The organism is Pedobacter sp. 01N416 (assembly GCF_056399685.1).
The window spans coordinates 1-657 of sequence record NZ_JBFTRT010001016.1 but is presented as its reverse complement, the minus strand read 5'-3'; the positions used below and the strand labels follow the sequence as shown (position 1 = coordinate 657).

The 657-nt window shown below is 41.2% G+C and carries 1 protein-coding gene; it reads right to left on the bottom strand.

From position 1 onward, the window contains the following. Window positions 1-28: 28 nt before the first annotated feature. Window positions 29-655: a LysE family transporter gene (locus tag AC1DND_RS28995; protein ID WP_477586447.1), complete on the bottom strand. Its 627-nt coding sequence runs from the start codon at window positions 653-655 to the stop codon at window positions 29-31. Window positions 656-657: the final 2 nt, after the last annotated feature.

Genomic DNA, 657 nt, shown 5'->3' with positions numbered 1-657 from the left:
GGGAGACACAGACCATGGAAAATATTTATTAAAAGATAACGATCGCCTGCTTGATGACCAGGTAAACCGCCAATGCGAACAAAAATATCGCTATCGATTTATTGATAATTAAGCTACTCAGGGCAAACTTCTCTTGGATATAGGTTGCAAAATGCGCATATAAGTAAAGTGCAAGTGTAGAACCAACGCCCGAGCCCAAACTAAAAATCACCAATGAAAGGTAATCCGTTTCAATCCATTGGTGTAAAATGACATAATTGCCAAAAAACAGCCAGAATGGAATCTGAACAGGGTTTAGCACCCCTAAAATTAACCCATATAAAACACTCCCACTTCGTTTATCCTCTTTGGTATTACTTGTTTTAGGCACTTTTTTCCTATTTTTCCAGGTAATGGTACCCATCACCAAAAACATCACGATCATAAAACAATCGACTAAAGTGCTCAAGCGCACTTCGCTTACCGCCTCGTTCGGATTGATATCGCTCATGGCCCAGCGGGCAAAACGCATCATCCCAAAGGTAAAAAACACTTCTACACAAGAGAAGGAAAGAATAAAGTACCAAACCTGCCGCATGCCCTTGTTAATAGCGAGCTGTGCAACGGTGAGATTAATGTTGCCCGGAGGAATATAACCCATGGCATTGAGAATGATGC